The organism is Phycisphaerales bacterium (assembly GCA_040221175.1).
In the GTDB taxonomy this organism is placed as follows: domain Bacteria; phylum Planctomycetota; class Phycisphaerae; order Phycisphaerales; family UBA1924; genus JAHCJI01.
The window spans coordinates 1-373 of record JAVJVK010000010.1 but is presented as its reverse complement, the minus strand read 5'-3'; the positions used below and the strand labels follow the sequence as shown (position 1 = coordinate 373).

The following is a 373-nucleotide window of genomic DNA, read 5'->3' as shown; positions in this document are numbered from 1 at the left end:
GGACGAACCATGTTTCGACGCCCGTCAACGGCGGATCGGTGAACGAAGTCTCCCAGACATAGTTGCCGTGCCCGCCGATCAGGTGCGGCCGGCTGTCCACGTTGCACGAATTGTGCACCATCAGCACGGTCTCGCCGACCCTTGCCTTGAGGGCGTTGGCGCCGGTCAGCGCGCCCACCGCGCCGTTGAAGACCTGGTGCGTGGGCACGAGCGTCGCCATCGCCTCGAGGCTGTCGGCATAGTCGTCGCCGGCCGTGTCGTAGAACCTGAAGTCGCCGTTCTCGTCGCGCGGCAGGTAGTAGTCCTGCTCGCCCAGATAGGCGATCGAGTCATAGCGCAACGGATTTCCTTCGGCGTCCTTCAGCCCGTCGCG

General features: G+C 65.1%; 1 protein-coding gene. It reads right to left on the bottom strand.

Translation table 11 applies throughout. The features are described from left to right. Window positions 1–373: hypothetical protein (locus tag RIE32_09355; GenBank protein ID MEQ9096455.1), on the bottom strand; the 373-nt coding region annotated here is incomplete at both ends.